The sequence below is a fragment of the Azorhizobium sp. AG788 genome (genome assembly GCF_943371865.1).
In the GTDB taxonomy this organism is placed as follows: domain Bacteria; phylum Pseudomonadota; class Alphaproteobacteria; order Rhizobiales; family Xanthobacteraceae; genus Azorhizobium.
Window position 1 is genome coordinate 68,110 of the sequence record NZ_CALRWL010000016.1, and the last position, 13,417, is coordinate 81,526.

At 66.9% G+C, this 13,417-nt stretch carries 14 protein-coding genes; 5 read left to right on the top strand and 9 right to left on the bottom strand.

What is annotated here, in order from left to right; genetic code table 11:
* Positions 1–28 precede the first annotated feature (28 nt).
* Together AAG816_RS11790 and AAG816_RS11795 are read right to left on the bottom strand one after the other, a co-directional pair.
* A complete protein-coding gene (locus AAG816_RS11790; protein WP_341989816.1) occupies positions 29–367 on the bottom strand; it encodes an AzlD domain-containing protein in 339 nt (112 codons plus the stop codon).
* Positions 364–1,125 (bottom strand): AzlC family ABC transporter permease, encoded by a 762-nt coding sequence (locus AAG816_RS11795; protein ID WP_341989817.1) that lies wholly within the window; start codon positions 1,123–1,125, stop codon positions 364–366. Before AAG816_RS11795 ends, AAG816_RS11790 begins: the two co-directional genes overlap by 4 nt.
* A gap of 256 nt (positions 1,126–1,381) precedes the next feature.
* Between AAG816_RS11795 and pabB the strand changes: the two genes are divergently transcribed.
* The 3 genes from pabB to AAG816_RS11810 are packed head-to-tail and all read left to right on the top strand — an operon-like array spanning position 1,382 to position 4,118.
* Positions 1,382–2,767 carry an aminodeoxychorismate synthase component I gene (pabB, locus tag AAG816_RS11800; protein ID WP_341989850.1) on the top strand — a complete coding sequence of 462 codons (1,386 nt, stop codon included), beginning with the start codon at positions 1,382–1,384 and terminating at the stop codon, positions 2,765–2,767.
* The gene (locus tag AAG816_RS11805; protein ID WP_341989818.1) at positions 2,764–3,552 is read left to right on the top strand and encodes an aminotransferase class IV; all 789 of its coding nucleotides are present in this window, start codon (positions 2,764–2,766) and stop codon (positions 3,550–3,552) included. The genes pabB and AAG816_RS11805 overlap by 4 nt, the downstream gene beginning before the upstream one ends.
* A complete protein-coding gene (locus tag AAG816_RS11810) occupies positions 3,549–4,118 on the top strand; it encodes a GNAT family N-acetyltransferase (RefSeq protein ID WP_341989819.1) in 570 nt (189 codons plus the stop codon). Before AAG816_RS11805 ends, AAG816_RS11810 begins: the two co-directional genes overlap by 4 nt.
* A 94-nt stretch (positions 4,119–4,212) precedes the next feature.
* On the opposite strand, the gene clpA is transcribed toward AAG816_RS11810, so the two are convergent.
* The 3 genes from clpA to AAG816_RS11825 form a co-directional block, all read right to left on the bottom strand.
* Positions 4,213–6,687, bottom strand: a complete 2,475-nt coding sequence (gene clpA, locus AAG816_RS11815; RefSeq protein ID WP_341989820.1) for an ATP-dependent Clp protease ATP-binding subunit ClpA — start codon at positions 6,685–6,687, stop codon at positions 4,213–4,215.
* A gap of 169 nt (positions 6,688–6,856) precedes the next feature.
* Positions 6,857–7,240: an ATP-dependent Clp protease adapter ClpS gene (gene clpS / locus AAG816_RS11820; protein WP_341989851.1), complete on the bottom strand. Its 384-nt coding sequence runs from the start codon at positions 7,238–7,240 to the stop codon at positions 6,857–6,859.
* A gap of 218 nt (positions 7,241–7,458) precedes the next feature.
* Entirely contained in the window at positions 7,459–7,791 is a 333-nt protein-coding gene (locus tag AAG816_RS11825; protein WP_341989821.1) for a phasin family protein, read from the bottom strand.
* A gap of 306 nt (positions 7,792–8,097) precedes the next feature.
* Between AAG816_RS11825 and AAG816_RS11830 the strand changes: the two genes are divergently transcribed.
* A complete protein-coding gene (locus AAG816_RS11830; RefSeq protein ID WP_341989822.1) occupies positions 8,098–9,759 on the top strand; it encodes a serine hydrolase in 1,662 nt (553 codons plus the stop codon).
* An 18-nt stretch (positions 9,760–9,777) separates the two neighbouring features.
* Here AAG816_RS11830 and AAG816_RS11835 read toward each other — a convergent pair whose 3' ends face one another.
* A complete protein-coding gene (locus tag AAG816_RS11835; RefSeq protein WP_341989823.1) occupies positions 9,778–10,524 on the bottom strand; it encodes a DnaJ domain-containing protein in 747 nt (248 codons plus the stop codon).
* An 11-nt stretch (positions 10,525–10,535) separates the two neighbouring features.
* Positions 10,536–11,243: a VWA domain-containing protein gene (locus AAG816_RS11840; RefSeq protein WP_341989824.1), complete on the bottom strand. Its 708-nt coding sequence runs from the start codon at positions 11,241–11,243 to the stop codon at positions 10,536–10,538.
* A gap of 186 nt (positions 11,244–11,429) precedes the next feature.
* Here AAG816_RS11840 and panC point away from each other — a divergent pair, with 186 nt between their 5' ends.
* Entirely contained in the window at positions 11,430–12,290 is an 861-nt protein-coding gene (gene panC, locus AAG816_RS11845; RefSeq protein WP_341989825.1) for a pantoate--beta-alanine ligase, read from the top strand.
* 9 nt (positions 12,291–12,299) lie between these two features.
* Here panC and AAG816_RS11850 read toward each other — a convergent pair whose 3' ends face one another.
* Together AAG816_RS11850 and AAG816_RS11855 are read right to left on the bottom strand one after the other, a co-directional pair.
* The gene (locus AAG816_RS11850) at positions 12,300–12,494 is read right to left on the bottom strand and encodes a hypothetical protein (protein ID WP_341989826.1); all 195 of its coding nucleotides are present in this window, start codon (positions 12,492–12,494) and stop codon (positions 12,300–12,302) included.
* A 118-nt stretch (positions 12,495–12,612) separates the two neighbouring features.
* Positions 12,613–13,410, bottom strand: a complete 798-nt coding sequence (locus AAG816_RS11855) for an amino acid ABC transporter ATP-binding protein (protein ID WP_341989827.1) — start codon at positions 13,408–13,410, stop codon at positions 12,613–12,615.
* Positions 13,411–13,417: the final 7 nt, after the last annotated feature.

A 13,417-nucleotide genomic window follows, 5' to 3' on the forward strand; every position in this document is an offset into this window, starting at 1 on the left:
GCCTGGGATCAGGCAGCGGAACCGCCTGCTATCCCCACCAGATGCCGGCCAGCAGCACCAGTTCGGCCATCACCACGCCCGCCAGCACCGAGCGCCGCACCAGCAGGAAGGCCACCACACCGGCGGCGATGGCGCCCAGGCGAATGCTCAGAGGCAGATCCACCAGCGGCCCCGTGGGCACGAACACCAGCCGGCCGACCACCGCCGCCAGCAGCGCCGTGGCCACGCCCTTGATCCAGAGGAACAGCTCGCTGCCCTCCTCCACCCGCCGCCCGGCCAGCACCGCCAGCCAGCGCCAGATTTCGGTCGGCAGGAAGCCCACAAAGATGACGATGGCCGCAGCGACCCAGGCATTGTCGTAGATCATGCCGCCCGCCTGCGCAGCCAGCGGGCGATGAGATAGGCCAGCGTCCCGCCGCCCACGCCGCCGATCATCAGGTCCATGCCGCCCCCAAGCCCGGCCACCAAGGGCGCGCTGGCCAGGCCGAAGCCCAGCGCCAACCAATCCAGGGCCGTGCGCGAGCCGCGCACCATGAGGATGGTGAAAGAGGCCGGGGTGAGGAACAGCAAAGCCGCCGCCAGCGGCAGCGGCAGTTCGCCCGCCAGGAGATAACCCACCAGCGTCCCGCACAGGCTAATACCGATCAGGCCATTGCCGAGGCCCAAGGTGAAGGCCAGCCGACCTTCCGCGGGCAAATGCGGCAACAGGCGACTGCCTTCCACCCACACGGTCATCGCCACATAGTGGGCGCACAGCAGTTCGGCCCAGGTGTTGCGCCTGCGGCCCCGCACATAGGGCGCGATGGCCACCACCATGGGCAGCAGGCGAATGGAGGACAGGCCCACCGCCAAAGCGATGGCCGGCAAGGCGGTTCCCGATGCCAGGCCACCCACCAGGATCACCTGGGCCGGCAGCGCCCAGATCAGCAGGGTAGACAGCAGGCCGGGAAGCAGGGGAAAGCCCATCCCGAAGAGCAGGCCGCCGAAGCCGAGGTAGGAGGCAAACAGCACCAATCCGGGAACGGACAGCGCGGCGCGAGCACCCGAAAGCACCCAGTACAGCGCCCCATGGGGGGCATCAAGCGGCGCAGGATCGGGCGAGGTCGATGCGGGAAGCGCGGACAAGCGACATCTTTCGGGAGGGGAATCCAGGGCCTGGATCGTCGCGCTAGGCTAAGGCGCCCGATGCCCTGACGAAAGGCGTCGACCTATGCATTCCTGATACAGCTCTCGCCGTTCCCCCGCACCGGTCAGCGCCGTGTGTCACGCCTTGCATCCCGTGCGGATCAGTGAATGTTTCCCTGGGGCAATGGAGCGGGACCGCAGCGATTCCGGCCACGCCTCGGCCAGCCATGGGAGATGACCCCGCACCGTGCCCGTCATGCCGATCGCCTTTCGTGACCCGGTGGCGTTGTTCCGGGGCTTTGCCGGTGACCCTATGGCGGCGCTGCTGCACAGCGCGGCCAGCGATGGCGCGCGGGGCCGCTATTCCTATATCGCCGCAGAGCCGTTTCAGGTGCTGGTGGCCGATGCCGGCGGCGTGACCATCGATGGCCGCCCGGTGCCCGGCGACCCGTTCACCGCGCTTTCCGAAGTCCTGGCCACCCATCCCCCGCTGAAGGAGGCGGGCGTGGTGCCGTTCATGGGCGGTGCGGTGGGTTTCCTGTCCTATGAATTGGGACGGCATGTGGAGCGCCTGCCGCCACCGCGCCCCGGCTTGGCCGTGCCGGACATGGTGATGGGCTTTTATGACGTGGTGCTGGCCTTCGACCATCTGGACCAGCGCGCCTATCTCATCAGCTCCGGCGCGCCGGAGCGGGAGCCGGCGGCGCGGGCGCGGCGGGCACAGGCGCGGGCCGAAGCGTTCATGGCGCGCCTCGCCGCCTGTGATGCCATGGCGGCACCCGAGCTGGATTGGAGCCTTACGGCCCCCTGGATGCCGGACCTGTCGCGGGCGGAGGTGGAGGCCCGGATCGCCCGGACCATCGCCTATATCGAGGCGGGCGACATCTTCCAGGCCAATATCACCCAGCGCATGCTGGCGCCCCGGCCTCAGGGCCTCTCGGATTACGATCTTTACCGCCGCCTGTGCGCGCTGAGCCCGGCGCCGTTCTCGGCGCTGCTGCGCTGTGGGCCGGACCTGTCGATCCTCAGCGCCTCGCCGGAGCGCTTCCTGCGCCTGGATCCGCAAGGGCAGGTGGAGACCCGGCCCATCAAGGGCACCCGCCCCCGCAGTCCCGACCCGGCGCAGGATGCGGCGCTCGCCGCCGCGCTGGTGGCCAGTGCCAAGGACCGGGCGGAAAACCTCATGATCGTGGACCTGATGCGCAATGACCTCGGCCGCGTGTCCACCCTGGGCAGCGTGCGCGTGCCGCGCCTGTGCGCGCTGGAAACGTTCGCCTCGGTGCATCATCTGGTCTCGGAAGTCCGCAGCCAGTTGCGCCCCGGACTTGGCCCGGTGGACCTGCTGCGGGCCTGCTTCCCCGGCGGCTCCATCACCGGCGCGCCGAAGGTGCGGGCCATGGAAATCATCCACGAACTGGAGCCGGCGCCGCGCGGCGCCTATTGCGGCGCCATCGCCTGGATCGGCTTCGACGGAGCCATGGACAGCAACATCGTCATCCGCACGCTGACCCGCGTGGGCGAGACGCTGGTGGCGCAGGCGGGCGGCGGCATTGTCTCCGACAGCGATCCGGTGGACGAATATGAGGAGAGCCTGGTGAAGCTTCAGCCCTTGCTCCGCGCCGTCACCGGCGGTGCGCCATGAGGGTGTGGCTCAATGGCGCGCTGCTGGACGCCGACGACGCCCGCATCGCCCCGGGAGACCGCGGCTTCACCCTCGGCGACGGCCTGTTCGAGACCTTGGCGGTGCGGGCGGGAACCATCTCCCGGCTGCCGGCGCATCTGGCCCGCCTCGCCGCCGGCGCGCAGGTGCTGGGCCTGCCCCTGCCCGCATTTGACCTGCCCCAGATCGCCGCCGCTCTGTTGCAAGCCAATGGCTGGAGCGATGCGGTGCTGCGACTGACGGTGACGCGGGGCGTCGGGCCGCGCGGCGTGCTGCCGCCGGACCAGCCATCGCCCACGGTGCTGGTCACCGCAGCCCCCATGGCTGCCCCCGGCGGCCCGGCGCGGTTGGTGACCGCCACCGTCACCCGGCGCAACGAACACTCGCCGCTCAGCCGCATCAAGTCGCTGAACTATCTCGACAACATCCTCGCCCGCCAGGAGGCCCACACCCTTGGCGCCGATGACGCCCTGCTGCTGAACACCCAGGGGCGGCTGGCGGAGAGCACCATTGCCAACGTCTTCCTGGTGCTGGACGGCACGCTGGTGACGCCGCCGCTCGGCGAGGGGGCTCTGCCAGGCGTGATGCGGGCGGAGGTTCTGGCCCATGGCGCCGTGGAGCGTCCGGTCAGTGTCGCAGACCTGCAAGCGGCGTCGGAAATCTTCCTCACCTCCAGCCTGGGGGTGCGCTCCGTGCACGAACTCGCCGGCCGCGCTTTGTCCTCCCAGGCGGCGGCGGACGCCCTGCGCCGGGACATCACGCCATGAACGGCACCGGTATGCCCCACGTCCTCACCGGCCAACGCCTGCGGTTGCGCCGCTGGCGTCCGGACGACCTGGAGGGGCTGGCCAGCATGCACAGCGATCCGCAGGTGATGGAGCATTTGATGCCCATCGACGGCCGCGCCGCCAGCGATGCGGTCGGCGCGCGGATCCAGCGGCATTTCGAGGACCACGGCTTCGGCCTCTGGGTGATCGAGGTGCCCGGCGTCGCGCCCTTCATCGGCTATACCGGCCTCGTCCATGTGCCCTATGAGGCGGCCTTCACCCCCGCGGTGGAAATCGGCTGGCGGATCCAGCGGGCCTATTGGGGGCATGGATATGTGACGGAAGCCGCGCGCCTCAGTCTGGTCGACGGTTTTGAACGCATCGGCTTAGAGCAGGTGATCGCCCTCACCGTCCCCGCCAACCGACGCTCCCGTGCGGTCATGACCCGCCTGGGCATGCGGCACGATCCGGCGGAGGATTTCGACCATCCCAATGTGCCGGAGGGCCACCCGCTGCGGCGGCATGTGCTCTATCGGCTCGATCGCGCCGATTTCGGGACTGCGTAGGCCCGCGAGGCGGAGGCCTGCGGCACCGGTGCAGACGCAAAAGAGGCGGCTCGCGCCGCCTCTTGCGTTCGATTGCAGATACCCGAGCCTCAGGTCACGCCTTGACCAAAGGCACCTTCGGCACATGGCTGCCCCGACGCGGGCTGCCCGAAGGCCCCCCGCTGCCGGACTTCGGCCCGCCCTTGGGGCCGGGCTTGGTGCCGGCCTTGGAGGCGCTCGCGGCGGCAGCGCGCTTGCGCGGGGCCCGCTTGACCACCGCCGGGGCGATCTTGTCGGGCTTCGGGGTGATCGGGCCTTCGGGGAATTCGAACGCCAGCTTGGACGTCGCCCCTTCGCCTTCCACCACCACCCGCACATGGCCGCCGTGCTTGAGACGTCCGAACAGCACCTGATCGGCCAGCGGCGTCTTGATGAACTCCTGAATCACCCGACCCATGGGGCGGGCGCCCATCTGCTCGTCATAGCCCTTCTCCACCAGCCACTGCGTGGCTTCGTCGGACAGCGCGATGGTGACGTTGCGGTCCGCCAGCTGGGCTTCCAGCTGGAGCACGAACTTCTCCACCACCAGGCCGATCACTTCCGGCGGGAGATGGGCGAAGGTGATCACCGAATCGAGCCGGTTGCGGAATTCCGGGGCGAACGTGCGGTTGATCGCCTCGATGTCGTCGCCTTCCCGCTTGTTGCGAGTGAAGCCGTAGGCCGCCTTGGACAAGTCCGCCGCGCCCGCATTGGTGGTCATGATCAGGATCACGTTGCGGAAATCCACCGACTTGCCGTTGTGGTCGGTGAGCTTCCCGTGGTCCATCACCTGCAGCAGGATATTGAACAGGTCCGGATGGGCCTTTTCGATTTCATCCAGCAGCAGCACGCAATGCGGGGTCTGGTCGACGCCGTCGGTCAAAAGGCCGCCCTGGTCGAAGCCCACATAGCCCGGAGGGGCGCCGATGAGCCGGGAGACCGTGTGGCGCTCCATATATTCCGACATGTCGAAGCGCAGCAGGTTCACGCCCAGAATGGAGGCGAGCTGCTTGGCCACTTCCGTCTTGCCAACGCCGGTGGGGCCGGAGAACAGATAGGAGCCGATGGGCTTCTCCGGTTCCCGGAGGCCGGCACGGGCCAGCTTGATGGAGGAGGCCAAAGCCTCGATGGCCTTGTCCTGCCCGTAGACCACCCGCTTCAGGGTCGTCTCCAGGTTGGACAGCATCTCGGTATCGTCCTTGGAGACGGACTTCGGCGGGATGCGGGCCATGGTGGCCACGGTCGCCTCGATCTCCTTCAGGCCGATGGTCTTCTTGCGCCGGGCTTCCGGCACCAGCATCTGCGCCGCGCCGCTCTCGTCGATCACGTCGATCGCCTTGTCCGGCAATTTGCGGTCATGGATGTAGCGGGCCGAGAGTTCCACCGCGGCCTTGATGGCCTCGTTGGTGTAGCGCAGCTTGTGATAGTCCTCGAAATAGGGCTTGAGGCCCTTCAGGATCTCGATGGTATCCGGCACGGTGGGCTCGGCCACGTCGATCTTCTGGAACCGGCGCACCAAGGCGCGGTCCTTCTCGAAATACTGCCGGTATTCCTTGTAGGTGGTGGAGCCCATGCAGCGCAGGGTGCCCGACGCCAGGGCCGGCTTCAGCAAGTTCGAGGCATCCATCGCCCCGCCCGAGGTCGCACCGGCGCCGATCACCGTGTGGATCTCGTCGATGAACATGATGGCGTTGGGATAGGCCTCTATCTCCTTGACCACCTGCTTGAGGCGCTCTTCGAAATCGCCGCGATAGCGGGTACCGGCCAGCAGCGCGCCCATGTCCAGGGAGAAGATGGTGGCGGTGGCCAGCACCTCGGGCACGTCGCCATTGATGATGCGGCGCGCGAGGCCTTCGGCGATCGCGGTCTTGCCCACGCCCGGATCACCCACGAACAGCGGGTTGTTCTTCTGGCGGCGGCACAGCACCTGAATCGTGCGCTGGATTTCCGCATGGCGGCCGATCAGGGGATCGATCTTCCCCTCATGGGCCTTCTTGTTGAGGTTGACGCAATAAGCGTCCAAGGCATCCGCCTTCTTTTTGGTGTCCTCGCCGGATTTCGTTTCGGTCTCCTCCTCGGCGCCGCGTACCGGCCGGCTTTCGGACATGCCCGCCCGCTTGGCGATGCCGTGGGAAATGTAATTGACCGCATCATACCGCGTCATGTCCTGCTCCTGCAGGAAATAGGCGGCATGGCTCTCGCGCTCGGCGAAGATGGCCACCAGCACGTTGGCGCCGGTCACTTCTTCGCGTCCCGAGGACTGTACGTGGATGACGGCGCGCTGGATGACGCGCTGGAAGCCGGCCGTGGGCTTGGAATCGTCGCCACCGGTCTGGACCAGATTTTCCAGTTCGGTGTCCACGTATTCGATCAGATTGCGGCGCAGTTTATCGAGATCGACATTGCAGGCGCGCATGACCGCCGCGGCATCCTGGTCATCGACCAAGGACAGCAGCAGATGCTCGAGCGTCGCATATTCGTGGTGGCGTTCATTGGCGAGCGCCAGGGCGCGATGGAGCGACTGTTCGAGGCTGCGGGAAAATGTGGGCATCGACACCTCTATCTCGTGCCGCGCTCAAGATCCCGGCCGGTCCGTGGATCTCGATCGTGCACGCGCTCCAACAAACTTTGTACCGGCATCCCCCCGGCGCAAGACCCTCATCCGATGATCGTACGCTCGGACGTGAGAACATAGGTGGCAAACTATGGTTGCGTGGCGCTCACTTTTTCTCCATCACGCATTGCAGGGGATGCTGGTGCTTGCGGGCGAAAGCCATGACCTGCGTCACTTTGGGTTCCGCCACTTCATAGGTGAACACCCCGCACTCCCCCACACCGTGGTGGTGAACGTGCAGCATGATGGTGTTGGCTTCCTCGCGGTTCTTGCTGAAGAACCGCTCGAGCACATGCACCACAAATTCCATAGGGGTGTAGTCGTCGTTCAGCAGCAGCACGCGATAGAGGCTCGGTCGCTTGACCTGCGTCTTGGTGCGCGTGATCACCGCGGTTCCGGGACCGCCGTTGTTCCCGCCGCGACGCGGCTTGTCCTCGTCCCCGGCGGCGCGCGGCCACTCCAGGGGGGATCGGGACCAATCTGAAACCATGTCTAGCACTGTCATCATCGGCATCTGCGCCTTGTCCGGTTGCTGCGACCACACAGGGTCCGCCGCCATGGCGCTAGCCGAATAATAGGAAGCGGAGCTCGTAAGCGCCAGACCAACCTGGGGCAGAAATGCTGAAAAGCTATCTGCGCTGCACTGCACGCACAGCTTTGCGAAAGGCCCGGCAGCACCGGGCCTTTCGCCATCACCTCGAAACGAGATCAGCCGCGAACCTTGGAAAAGGCCGCCTCGTAGGGCTTGTAGGCTTCCTTGGCCAGGGCCGAATACAGTTCGCCCAGCTTGGCGTTCTCGGCCACCAGCGCCTCATAGGCGCTCTTCAGGTAGCTCTGCTGGATCTCGACAGCCTGCTCAAGGGTCTTGGCGCCGAGCAGCTTTTCCAGGGTGGCAGTGCTCTGCTCGAAGGACGACTTGGTGTAGTCCGCCACTTCGATCGCGATCGCCTGCGCACCCTTCGACAGCGCGCCGAAGCTGCTCATCGCCAGATCCACGTTTTCCTTGCCAATCTTCTGAAATTGCTCAGGTCCCTGAACCATGAGTGTCTCCATCCTTTTGCCGACCAACGGTCCCCACAGGAAACCGCTGAGCGAGTTTTCCCCCCGCTCGAGTCTCAATATCATGCAGCGCACCATTTTGGTCAAGCATTTTTTGTGCACCGCACAATATGGCAAGCTAAGGGGTTTCCGCGCCCGGTTTACGCCTTAGTAACCGCCCCTTCTTACGCTGCACCATCGGTCAATTTCCCGGCACGGGTCGTCCGCATCCGGTGGTGGGCATGCATTCGCCCGCCGCGGTGCCCCTGCCTACGAATGCCCCCAGGGCTGACAGACGGAACCAGTTACATGCGCTTTGCCTTCGGCACCCCCTTCACCACGAAACTTGTCGCCGTCACGGTCATGGCGGCGATCTCGGTGATGGCCAGTAACGCCGAAGCCAAGTCCACCAAGAAGCAGCGCGCCGCGCAGACATCCGCCCGCAAGGCCACCCCCGTCTCAGTCGCCGACTCCGGATGGCGCCGCGGCACCGCCGCCATCGTGGTGGACGGCAATACCGGCCGGGTGATGTACGAAGAAAATGCCGACGCCCTGCGCCATCCGGCGTCGCTGACCAAGATCATGACCCTCTACATGCTGTTCGAGCAGCTGGAAGCGGGCCGGCTGAAGCTGGACAGCGAATTGCCGGTGTCATCGAAAGCCGCCTCGCAGTCTCCTTCGAAGCTGAATCTGCGGCCCGGCAGCACCATCGAGGTGGACGACGCCATCAAGGCCATCGTCACCCGCTCCGCGAACGACGTGGCTGTGGTCATCGGGGAAGCCATTGGCGGATCGGAATCCAACTTTGCCGACCTGATGACCCGCAAGGCGCGGGCGCTGGGCATGGACAACACCACCTTCCGCAATGCCTCCGGCCTGCCCAATCCGGGGCAGGTAACGACCGCCCGCGACCTGTCCATTCTCGGCCGCGCGATCCAGGATCGGTTCCCGCGGGAATATCGCTATTTCTCCACCCGCAGCTTCGTCTATCGCGGCGAGACCATCGGCAACCACAACCGCCTGCTGGGTCGCATCGAAGGCGTGGATGGCATCAAGACCGGCTATACCAACGCCTCCGGCTTCAACCTAGTCACCTCGGTGCATCGCGACAACCGGTTCGTCATCGGCGTGGTGCTCGGCGGTGCGAGCGGCAGTTCCCGTGACAATCGCATGGCCAATCTCGTGACTGACGCCCTGCCCCGGGCCTATGCGGGCAATCGCACCGCCCCGAAGGTGGTGGAAGCCTCCGCCCGCGAGCCAGCCCCGGTCCCCGCCGCCGCGCCGGTGCGCCAGGCGGAGATGCAGACCGCCCCGGCGCCGCTCCCTGCGCCCCAGCGTGTGGCCTATGTCAGCGCCGACCCTGTGACCACCTCTGGCATCACAACGCGCACGCCGGCGCCTGGTTCCGCCGAACCGATCAAGCCGGTGGCGGTGAAGACGGTGACCATCAGCCGCCCCATCACCAATCCGGTGCCGGCCCAGACCTTCACCACTCCCGAGGGACAGGTGCTCGGCTATGTGGCACCGCAGCCGTCCAACCTCGCCCCTCCCGCCGATATTCAGCTGGTCGCACAATCCGCCCCGCCGCAGGCGCCGAGCGTGCGCACCGCAGCCGCAGGGCCGGTGGCCCTCCCCGCCGCGGCGGTTGCCGCCGCCCAGCCCGCGCCAAAGCCGGTGAAGGTGGCGTCCGCCGCCCCCATGGCGCCGCAGGCCGCGGCGCCGTCCCGCTCCGGCTGGATCATCCAGATCGGCGCTTTCGGCGCCGAGAAGGAAGCCCGCGCCAAGCTGGACGTGGCCAAGAGCAAGGCGGGCCGCGTGCTCGGCGGGGCCGATCCCTACACCGAGAAGGTGGAGAAGGGCGCGTCCGACATCTACCGCGCCCGGTTCGCCGGCCTCACCGAAAAAGACGCCAAGGAAGCCTGTCGTTTACTGCAGCGCAACGACTTTGCCTGCATGACTCTACGGCACTGAAAAGTCGATTGAGGAACATCATCCATGGCGGCGCAGGATCACATCCTTGGCCTGATTGACCCGCGCGGCGAGGTAGCCGGAGCCGCCGTGGTCGGGGTGGAGTTTTTTCATCAGATTCCGGTGCGCCGCCCTTACCGTCGCCTCGTCGGCCCCCGGCTCAACACCAAGAACCTGATGAGCCTCCTCTTCGGTCATCGCGGAATCGGCCGGTCGCGCTCCGCCACCGCCCATATTCCCCCGACCCGCATCACCTTGAACGTGTTCTCGCCAAGCGGGCGCCCGGCGGTCGAGATAAGCTTCGATTAGGCTCAGCGACTGCGGATCCAGGCTGGTACGCAGGGCCAGCAGCGCCGGCAGATCCAAGGTGTCCAGCATCACCCCGGCCTGCGGCCCGGCAATGATCCTGCCGCTCAGCGCCCCGGTGCCGTGATCCAGTTCCATCTCCAGCAGCGGCGAGCGGACCCGAGAGACGCGCGGTGTCCCCTGCCCGCCGAACACGCCGCCGAACATCGATCGGAACGGACCCGCCCATCGGCCCAATCCGCCCGGACTGACCCGTCCGAGCAAGGCGAAACCGAGCACCGCCAACGGGATCGCGGCACCGAACCGCCCCGTCAACAGCGCCCCGAGCGCCGCGGAGAGGGACAGATAGGCACCGGCCCGGGTGACGAAGCGCGTCAGGGTCTTGGCATCCATGCCGCTCCAGAGCTTGAGGGCATAAAGACCCACTGCCAGAAGCAGCAGCCCCGCCAGAACGCTTACCATATGAACCTCTCCTAACGGCCCATGGCCGCAATCAACCGCTTCGCGCCCGCATCGCGCGATGTCAGCAAGGCGCTCTGGCCGCCGGCGGCATAGGTCGCCACCGCCCGCAGCAAGGTGCGCAATTCGTTCGCCGCGCCCGCGTCGAACCGGCACCACGCCCCGCCGGTGAGGCGCGCCATCTCCCGGAACGTGCGCTCCACGTGCGGGTCGTTGCCTTCCTGGAACACGAACAGCCGCACCCCATGCACGCCCAGGCGCCCGGCGTCCAGCAGCAGGGCTTCGGCATCCTCTTCCATGGCATCGCCCACGAACACCGCCGCCTTGAGGCCGGAACGCTCCGCCTCTCCCTGCAAATGCCGCAGCACCCGGCCGATCTGGGTCCGGCCGCCCTGGCAGGCGATCTGCCCCATCAGGCGGCCCAGGGCGCGGGTGTCCGCCACATAGGGCGAGCTGCGGCATTCATCGGCGCCGCGGTAATAGACCAGTTGAACCTTGAGGCCCCCCAGGCCCGCGGTGACATCGAACATCTCCGCCTGCAGGGCGCAGGCCAGATCCCACGTGGGTTGGCGCGAGGCGGTGGCATCCAGCGCGAACGCCAGCCGCCCACCGCCCTCCCCCGCCCGCAGGGGGCCGAGGGATCGGGCGGCATCCAGAAAGCTGTCGATAGAGCTGGCCGGCGATGACACCCCCGCCGGGAGGTCCGGCTTATCGGAGGCCATGGCAGGGCATGGCGTTGCGGGAGGATGCGGCGGGCAAATCAGACATGACCTGAAAATAGGGTGTCCCGGTCCAAGCACCAAGAGCCCGTGTCGAGGAGGCGAAATCCCGCATGCCGCTTCCCTCCTCCGGCCGAGGGCTTTAGGTTCCGCTTCCGCAAAGGGCGGAACGGCCCTCGGGAGGACGTGATGGGTCAGGTGGATGTGTTGCAGGGGCCGCAGGTGGCCGGGAGCGTCAGCGAACTGCGCGCGGCGGTGCGGCAGTTTCGCGGCGCGGGCGAAACCCTGGCCCTGGTCCCGACCATGGGAGCGCTGCATGAGGGACATATTGCGCTGGTGCGGCAGGCCCAGGCCCTGGCCCAGCGGGTCGCGGTGTCCATCTTTGTGAATCCCACGCAATTTGCACCGAACGAGGACTTTTCACGCTATCCGCGCACGTTTGATACAGACGTGGAAAAGCTGCGTCAGGCGGGTGTCGACCTGGTCTATGCCCCCGGTCCAGCGGATATGTACCCGCCCGGCTTCTGCACCCAGATATCCCTGTCCGGCCCGGCACTTGGACTGGAGACGGACTTCCGGTCCCACTTCTTTTCCGGCGTCGCCATCGTGGTGGCCAAGCTTCTGACCCAGAGCGGCGCGGACTTTGCCGTCTTCGGCGAGAAGGATTACCAGCAACTCCGCGTGGTGACCCAGATGGCGCGCGATCTGGACCTGGCGGTCCAGATCGTCCCCGGCCCAACGGTCCGTGAGGCGGACGGCCTCGCTTTGTCGTCGCGTAACCGCTACCTGAGCCCGGAAGATCGCGCCGTTGCCCCTGTGATCTATAAGGCCCTGACCGTGGCGGCTGCCGCCATCCGCGCCGGCACCCCCCCGACCACCGCCGTGCTCGCAGCCTCGACAACCATCGCCGAAGCCGGGTTGCGGGTGGACTATGTGGCCGCCCGCAATGCAGACACCCTGGCCGATCTCACCTCGCACCAGGAGCCGATCCGCCTGCTGGTCGCAGCCTGGCTGGGATCCACCCGCCTGATCGACAACATCGGGGTGTGACGGGGGTGGCTAGACGACGCCCATATAGGTGGCGGCCAAGCCAATAGCCACGAGGACGATCCCGACCGTCAACACGGTCAGGATTCGCCCGGACCCCACCCCCTGGCGGGCCTGCACCGCTTCCTTGACGGGCTCGCCCGCGGAGCCGCGGCCGTCTGCGGCCCGGAACTCGCGCTCCTGCTGTCGCTCGCTGGCATCCTGCATCGTTCATCTCCATGGTTGCTTGGAGATGAAACGCCCCCGGCCCAGGTTCGGATCCATGGCGCCCGTTGCGGGCGCCATGGGACCCGCAGCGGAGCCCGGCTGGGGGCTCCGCTGCTGGTCAGTGCAGGATCTGCGACAGGAACAGCCGGGTGCGCTCGTGCTGCGGGTTCGAGAAGAAGGCCTCCGGCTCGTTCATCTCGATGATCTGCCCGGCATCCATGAAGATCACCCGGTCCGCCACCTGACGGGCAAAACCCATTTCGTGGGTGACGCACAGCATGGTCATGCCGTCTTCAGCGAGACTGACCATGGTCTCCAGCACTTCCTTGACCATCTCCGGGTCCAGCGCGGAGGTGGGCTCGTCGAACAGCATGATGCGCGGGCGCATGCACAAGGCCCGGGCAATGGCCACGCGTTGCTGCTGGCCGCCGGAGAGCTGGCCAGGATATTTCCCCGCCTGCTCCGGGATCTTCACCTTGGCCAGAAAGTGCATGGCCAGGTCCTCCGCCTCCTTGCGCGGCATCTTGCGCACCCAGGTGGGGGCGAGGATGCAGTTCTCCAGGATGGTGAGGTGCGGGAACAGGTTGAAGTGCTGGAACACCATCCCGACCTCGCGGCGCACCTCGTCGATGCGCTTGAGGTCGTTGGTGAGTTCGATGCCGTCCACCACGATCTTGCCGCGCTGGTGCTCCTCCAGGCGGTTGATGCAGCGGATCATGGTGGACTTGCCCGAGCCGGACGGCCCGCACACCACGATGCGCTCGCCGCGCTTCACGGTGAGGTTAATGTCCCGCAGGACGTGGAAGTCCCCGTACCATTTGTTGACCCCGATCAGTTCCACGGCGGTGGCCGGGGCGCTGGCGGTGGTGGCAGCAATGATGGGGTCCGCGCTCAGGGCGGTGGTGTCGGCGCTCATGGGTTTC